The organism is Pirellulales bacterium (genome assembly GCA_036490175.1).
In the GTDB taxonomy this organism is placed as follows: Bacteria; Planctomycetota; Planctomycetia; order Pirellulales; family JACPPG01; genus JACPPG01.
In genome coordinates this window covers 1-7067 of sequence record DASXEJ010000205.1, presented here as the reverse complement: position 1 = coordinate 7067, position 7067 = coordinate 1, and the positions used below count along the sequence as shown (strand labels likewise).

Here is a 7067-nt window from a genome sequence, read left to right as displayed (position 1 = left end):
CAATATCGACGCCCCGGCGGTGCGCGCGCGCTGGCCGGCGTTGCGGCGCACAGAGGGAAACGGCTCGCGTCGCGAGTTCTCGGGATCAGTAGTTGTGGCACTCGACGCCGCTGTCGGGCGGCTATGGGCGTATCCTCGTCCGCTCGCCCTGGCGACCGAGCATGTACTGCTGGGGCTGGCGGCGGCAGCGGGTGAGACTGCCGCCTGGTTGGCTGATTGCGGACTGGATGCCGACCGCCTCGAGTCGCAGATACATCATCTATATGGCCACGATCCGGGGCCGCTGCCGGTAGAGCCCTTGGAACTGGGGGATCAAATCTCCGAGGCCGCCGTATTGGCCGTCGCAGGAACAGCGATGCAGGCGCCGCAGCGGCGTGTCGCACCTGATCCCATTGTTGGCCCGGATGTTATCAAGCTGGAACCAGAATTCGCGGTCTTTGATGTCGCCGAGCCAAATCCTCAGGCCATCGCGCCGTCCGCAGCCGAAAGCGTGTCCCTGCTGCGCTTGCTGGATGCCGCCGCCAATCGGGCGCGTGAGGGGTTGCGGGTGGTCGAAGACTACGTGCGGATGGTACTTGACGACCGGTTCTTGACCGCCGAACTAAAGCAACTCAGGCACGACTTGCGGGAGGCGTTACGACATTTAGACGGCCGCGATCTGCTGGCTGGGCGCGACACGCTGGCCGATGTTGGCACGACTATCTCGACAACGGCCGAATTTGCCCGATCGGATCTGGCCGGAGTCGCGGCCGCGAACTGGAAACGCCTGCAAGAGGCTCTGCGGAGCCTGGAGGAATACTCCAAAGTTAGTCACCCGAATGTTGCTGCCACAATCGAACGACTCCGCTACCGCACGTACACCTTGGAACGAGCCGCCGAGATCGTGCAAACCAGCATCGAGCGACTAGCACTGGCGCAGTTATGCGTGTTGATCGACGGAGGCGGAAGCGAATCCGCTTTCGAGCGATTGATCGACGCCCTGGTTGCGGCTCGTACGCCCATGATTCAGTTGCGCGAAAAGAACTTGCCGGATAACGAACTTTTTGAGCGCGCGCGCGTGCTGCGTGCTCGCACGGCGGCTGCTGGTACGCTGTGCGTAATCAATGATCGGGCGGACATCGCCGCGGCGGTGCATGCCGATGGTGTACATGTCGGACAAGACGACTTGCCGGTCAAGGCGGCACGCTCGGTGGTTGGCCCGCGGGCTTTGGTCGGAGTGTCGACACACTCGCTGGCCCAGGCACGCCGCGCGGTGCTGGAGGGAGCCAGCTACCTTGGCGTCGGTCCGACATTTCCCTCAACGACCAAGTCGTTTGCAGAGTTCCCGGGCGTGAATTTATTACGGCAGGTGGCGGCCGAGATTCGCCTGCCCGCGTTCGCCATCGGTGGCCTAACCCTGGCGAATTTGGAGTCGGTCATTGCCGCCGGCTTCTCGCGGGTGGCCGTCAGCGGCGCGGTGGTGGCTGCCGCCGATCCTGCGGCAGCAAGCGCGGAGTTTCTTCGACGGTTGGCCGGCGCATCCCCCCAATCCCCTTAGGGAAGCCGCTAGAATACCTCGATACGAACCGGATTTGTCGAAGCGCCGCGACGGGTGCTTGGCCGCATGAATCATAGGAGCTTGCGAATGACCCCTTGCTTGCCGCGCTCCGCGTGGTCGATCGCGCTCATGTGGCTTTTTGCTCTCGGCGCGATAGCACATGGAGTTGAACCCAAAGTTACTGACTTCCACGGCAACCTCGGCAAGCTAAGAGAAGATTCAACCTTGTTGGGCAAAGAGTGGACGGATAGCCCAGGGTTGATCATTGAAAACGTCGACGCGGAATCCAAACCCCCTCAGACGCCTGAGGAAAAGACGGTCGCCGATGTCGTAGCGGCCTTGAGAACGGCCGGAGTGGTAGCTGCTGCCGACTACACGTACATGACGAAAAAGCAGGACCCCGCGCCAGATGTGATCACGGTGCGCGTGCTTGTGTTCTCCAATGCCGAGGCCGCTGCGCAGTGGTGGGACAAAAAATATGACTCTCAGAGGAGTGGACAGCGCAGTTATCGAGCCGTGAAAGGCCTCGCCGATCGCGCGGTCGATAGCACAGAAGTCAAAAAACGCATCGCGCTTGTCGGAAACGTTCTCATTACCTGTTCTCAACTCAAGGGCACGGCGGAATATCCGCGTGTGATCGCCCACTACGTGCAGAAGGTCGCCTCATCGTCGCAGGCCCAATGATCGTCCTAGTCAGTGACCGCATGAAGTACGAAGTCGAACAAAAATTTTGTGTCGCGGATCCGACGGCGGTCGAGAAGCGAGCCCTGGCTCTCGGCGCAAAGTTTCGACCGGCGATTCTGCAGACTGACTGCTACTTTGCACACCCCGCGCGCGATTTCGCCAAAACGGATGAGGCGTTACGCATTCGCAGCGTGGTCGACGATAATTGGGTCACCTACAAAGGTCCCAAGGTTGATGCCACAACAAAAACACGGCGCGAACTGGAATTGCCTATCGAGCCTGGCGAGGGCGGCGCGGCACGATTCGCCGAGTTGCTCATAGCGATGGGATTCAAGTCCGTTGCAAAGGTTCGCAAGCAACGCCGTCTGGCGGAACTCTCTTGGCACGATCACGACATTGAAATCGCGCTCGACGAGGTCGCGGGCCTTGGGCATTTCTGCGAGATCGAACTTTTGGCCGATGAGCATCAGGTTCACGAGGCCCGCGAAGCACTGGCGACGCTGGCCACCCGGCTAAGTCTCTCGGAGGGAGAGCGGCGCAGCTATCTGGAGATGTTGCTGGCCACCTGAGTCGGCGCCGCTTTTGTACTAGACGCCGCATCATCCCGTGGGCCCACGTTCCCGCGCCGGAGTCACGGCGAGAGGGAGCCACCATGCCGAAGTTCCAGCCGAGTTTGCCTTTGCGTCGCATCCACCGAATATGAGGCCTGCCGGCCTCATATTCGGCCTGCTCCCAGCCGCAACATCCTTTTTCCTTCCCCGAGGTCCGTGGGGCGATTAAACTAAGGGGATCGCTGCGGACATCTTCTTTGGTGACGTGCGTGTCGCCGATTCGATCGGCCTATGAACAATAGAGGTGCAACATGATGTGCGGTCGAACGATGGTGCAAAGCATCGTCCTTTTGCTGGGAATTGCCGTGGTATCTTGGCTGGCAGGCGAGGCTCGCGCCACTGATAAGGCCAAATCGAGCAAGACCGCGGCTGCCCCTGCTACCGATCCAGCGCAAGACGTTGCTACGCCGGCCAACGCCGACGACGAAGATCAAGGCGACGCAAAGGCTGCCGCCAAAAAAAAGGTGCTGTCAAAAGACGCCAAAAAGGCCGCCGCCGCAAAGAAGAAAAACGATCGCAAGCAAAAGGCGCTGCAAGCTCGCAAAGATGCCGAAACACAAGCCGCAACTGAGGAAGCTGCGCAGATGCAGCAAATGCAACAAGCGATGCAGCAGTCGGGTGGCCGCAACAACATGCGTATGCGGGGGGGCAATAACGGCATCTCGAACCAAAGCATGTTTCTTCTCATGCGACAGTTCGACGCCAACGGCAACGGCCAACTCGATCCGCAAGAAATGCAATCCATGAGGATGGCACTGGCCCAGACGCAAGCAGGCGGACCGAATGTGGCCATCGCCCAAAGCTTGCGGCAGTTCGATGCCAATGGCGACGGGCAACTCTCACCGCAGGAGCTGCAGGCCGCCCAAGCGGCGATGACGCGCGGCATGGCCGGTGGCATGGTTGGCAATGGCGTTGGATTGCCCAACGGTCAGATTTTGCCGAGCACGCGCTAAACGACGGCGCGCAACAGTTCGTCACTAGTGGCTCTGCAGATGAACGGGGAATTCTTGCGTCTTCCTGAGCTTGCAACTCTAACGTCCATCGGGCGCTGCCAGCGGCGCAGAACGTTGTTCCGATGCAAGCGTCGGGCGATTGCTCTCCTTATTTTTAGCGCCTCGACGGAGGATTCTCTTCGTTGACCCCCAAAACTGGCGCATCGCGGCCCGTGATCAATCGGGCGGGCGAATTCCGCGTCGTGTAATTCCACGCCCATTGCAGCATGACCAGCACGCGATTCTGAAACTGAACGAGGAACATCAGGTGGATCGTTAGCCAGGCGATCCAGGCAAGTAAGCCTGCGAAATGGACGCCGCGCACGTCGGCCACCGCCTTGGCACGGCCAATCGTGGCCATTGTTCCACGGTCAAAGTAGTGAAACGCTGGGACCGGCTTTCCTTTGCGGCGGTATCTGAGCACGCGGGCGATATAGCGTCCCTGCTGAATCGCGACAGGTGCCAGCCCCGGTAGCGGCGCAGCGAGCTGGTGGCTGTAGCTCGCCAGGTCGCCAATGACGAAAATCCCGGGATGCCCCGGCAACGAGAGGTCCGGGCCGACGATCAATCGACCCACCTTGTCGAGCTCGGCGCCTGTCGCCGTGGCCAGGATTTTGCCCAAGGGCGACGCGGCCACACCGGCCGCCCACATCACGGTGCGCGTGGGGATGTCTTCATTCGTCGTCCCGAAGCGCACGGTGACTGACTCTTGGGTGATATCGGTGACAATTCCGTTGGTCCGAACCGTAACGCCAAGTTCTGCCAACGAGCGAGCGGCTTTTATCGACAATGACGGCGCGAAGGATGGCAAGACACGGTCGACACCTTCGATCAACAGGATGCGAGCCGTCGCAGGGTCGATGCGCCGGAAGTTGTGCTGGAGTGTATAACGCGAGAGTTCCGCGACGGCGCCAGCTAACTCGACACCGGTCGGACCGCCTCCTACGACTAGGAACGTGAGCCACGTCGCGCGGCTTGCCGCATCGGGCTCACGTTCAGCCGCCTCGAAGGCCGACAGCACGCGGCGGCGGATCTCGGTCGCATCTTCGACGGTCTTTAGACTGGGCGCCCACTGCTCCCATTCCGGATGGCCGAAATAATGATGCGATGAGCCTGTGGCCACGATCAGCACGTCATAAGGGACGACGTCCTCCCGCAGGACGACAGCTTGTCGCTCGACGTCGATGTGCGTGACCTCGGCCAACAACACGCTGGCGTTTGTTTGCGATTTGAGAACTGACCGCAGCGGCGCGGCGATATTGGCCGGCGAGAGGCCGCCAGTTGCCACCTGGTACAACAAAGGTTGAAACAGGTGAAAGTTCCGCCGATCGATGAGCGTGACATCCACCGGTTCACGCCGCAGCGACTGCGCGACGTTAAGTCCGCCAAACCCGCCACCCAGGATTACGACCCGCGGGTTGTTAGGCATCGGACAAACCTCCTTGACACGAGCTTTCCCGATAATCTTCGCGGCGGCCCGACCAGGCCGGCACGCTCGCTATAGGCATCGGTGCGGCTCACCTTATCCGGTCTTAAGAGAGTCACAAAGCACGCAACAAGCGAGTTCCGGAGCGCTGGGGACGTGTTCGCCATGCGGCTGTTGGACCACCATATTGTCATATTGTATTGATAACCTCACGGCGGCAGCAGCATCAATGCGAACATTGGCGGCCGTGCGCGGTCGCGCGCAGTAAGGGCCATGCCCGTGCCGCGATGAATCCGTCAGACGAGGCTCCTCTGACGCCGATTCGGGGGCCTCGATCGTTGTGGCGACGTACGACATAGAGTAAGGGCCCACGGGCTGGCGTTTTCGTCGCGCCCGAACGAGAAGCCGGCGTTGACCAAATCAGTTGGCCGACTAGAATGCGGGCTTCCCGAGTTTACGCCCGGGGCGTAGCTCAGCCTGGCTAGAGCGCTGCGTTCGGGACGCAGAGGTCGCAGGTTCAAATCCTGTCGCCCCGACTTTGACAAGTTCTGACACGAACTGCCACACAGCGTCAAAACCCTTGCAGCCGCGAGGGTTTTGTCGTTTCTGATCGACGTGTCCATTGCCACTCGATGACACCGGATGTCCCTCAGAGCCGCCAGAAATGCAGCGCATTTGCAGCGCGGCTTCGGGCTCCGGTGTAACGCGGGGGGTGTCCGACGCAGCAGGATTCTCCAGCTGCACCAGGCGCAGTGCGGCGATCGCCTTAGCCTGGTCGTGGATGCCGATATGCGTGTAGCGCATCGTCGTCTTTATGTCCGAATGCCGCGCCAGCTCCTTAGCTTCCGGCAGAGACACGCCATTGCGTAGCAGCTCGGTGATGTAGGTGTGGCGTCCCGAGGCATGGAAATCCGCGATCCCTTCTTCCGTCACGTACGGGATGCCAACCCGTTCCAGGTCCTTCCGGACCATCACGTGCGTCTTTCGCTGGCCGAGCCGCGGGAAGAGTTTTTCGCCCGGCGGCAATTCCTTCAGCCATTCGTGAAGCATCGGCACCAATTCAGGGTGCAGGGGTAGTACGTCCTCCTGGCGATGCTTCGAAGCCGTCGCCGCGACCGACACCGTGGCCGGCGAAGCCTCCAGATCAAAGCTTCTCCGTGTTAGGCTTCCCAGTTCCTTCCGGCGCAGGCCCGTGAGGTACGCCATCAGATAGATTCGAGCCCGCTGTTCGCCGTTGAATCGCTGAATGTTAATCCCACTCGACCTTGCCGAGTCGATCAGCCTGGCGATTTCTTCGGCCGACAATGCGCGGCGAGGATGGCGTACGTCAACCGCTTGATTCAGCCGCTCGATGCCAACCATCGGATTGGCCACCAGCCGGCCCGTCAGGACGCACCAGCTACAAAACGTCCCGAACGCCTGCAGATACTGATTGTAGGTCCGATGCCCCGTTCGCTCCTCTTCCCGTCGGGCACGAAGGTACTTCTGCACGGTCTCAACGTCGATGTCGGCCAGCGTGGTGAAGCTACAGCCCTCGACAATACGGCGCACCTGTCCCAACGTCAGCTTGATGTATTGCGGCGAATTGTCCGAAAGACTCCCCTCGAACTCCGACAATTGGTCTGTGATTGGCACCGCTCGCTGCTGCGTCACTCGGTCCAGGCTGGCGTCCACCATGCCGGTTCGACGCAGACGCGCTTCCGTCTCCAGCTTCGCTGCCAGCTCTTCGGTCAAGCCCTTGTCCGTGAAGCCCTTTGCGGTCAACCTCTTGTTTTTGTGGTCGAGATACTGAATCCAGTATGGCTCGCCCTTCTTCT

Annotated in this window: 5 protein-coding genes and 1 tRNA gene; 5 read left to right on the top strand and 1 reads right to left on the bottom strand. The window is 60.7% G+C overall.

The features are described 5' to 3' along the window. From VGG64_14710 to VGG64_14695, 4 genes are all read left to right on the top strand, one after another. Positions 1–1537: thiamine phosphate synthase (locus VGG64_14710; GenBank protein HEY1600856.1), on the top strand; the 1537-nt coding region annotated here is incomplete at its 5' end. An 87-nt stretch (positions 1538–1624) separates the two neighbouring features. Continuing rightward, positions 1625–2221 (top strand): hypothetical protein, encoded by a 597-nt coding sequence (locus VGG64_14705; GenBank protein HEY1600855.1) that lies wholly within the window; start codon positions 1625–1627, stop codon positions 2219–2221. Next, positions 2218–2790, top strand: a complete 573-nt coding sequence (cyaB, locus tag VGG64_14700) for a class IV adenylate cyclase (protein HEY1600854.1) — start codon at positions 2218–2220, stop codon at positions 2788–2790. The genes VGG64_14705 and cyaB overlap by 4 nt, the downstream gene beginning before the upstream one ends. Positions 2791–3083: 293 nt before the next feature. Continuing rightward, positions 3084–3785, top strand: coding sequence for an EF-hand domain-containing protein (locus VGG64_14695; GenBank protein HEY1600853.1), 702 nt, complete (start codon positions 3084–3086; stop codon positions 3783–3785). A gap of 154 nt (positions 3786–3939) precedes the next feature. Here VGG64_14695 and VGG64_14690 read toward each other — a convergent pair whose 3' ends face one another. Further along, a complete protein-coding gene (locus VGG64_14690; protein HEY1600852.1) occupies positions 3940–5253 on the bottom strand; it encodes an NAD(P)/FAD-dependent oxidoreductase in 1314 nt (437 codons plus the stop codon). Between the two features lie 458 nt (positions 5254–5711). On the opposite strand from VGG64_14690, the gene VGG64_14685 reads away from it, so the two are divergent. After that, positions 5712–5786: transfer RNA gene (locus VGG64_14685), tRNA-Pro, on the top strand. Positions 5787–7067 lie beyond the last annotated feature (1281 nt).

Coding starts and splice junctions, on each gene's coding strand:
- VGG64_14690 (HEY1600852.1), bottom strand. CDS start 5,253: ATGCCTAACAACCCGCGGGTCGTAATCCTGGGTGGCGGGTTTGGCGGA.
- cyaB (HEY1600854.1), top strand. CDS start 2,218: ATGATCGTCCTAGTCAGTGACCGCATGAAGTACGAAGTCGAACAAAAA.
- VGG64_14695 (HEY1600853.1), top strand. CDS start 3,084: ATGATGTGCGGTCGAACGATGGTGCAAAGCATCGTCCTTTTGCTGGGA.
- VGG64_14705 (HEY1600855.1), top strand. CDS start 1,625: ATGACCCCTTGCTTGCCGCGCTCCGCGTGGTCGATCGCGCTCATGTGG.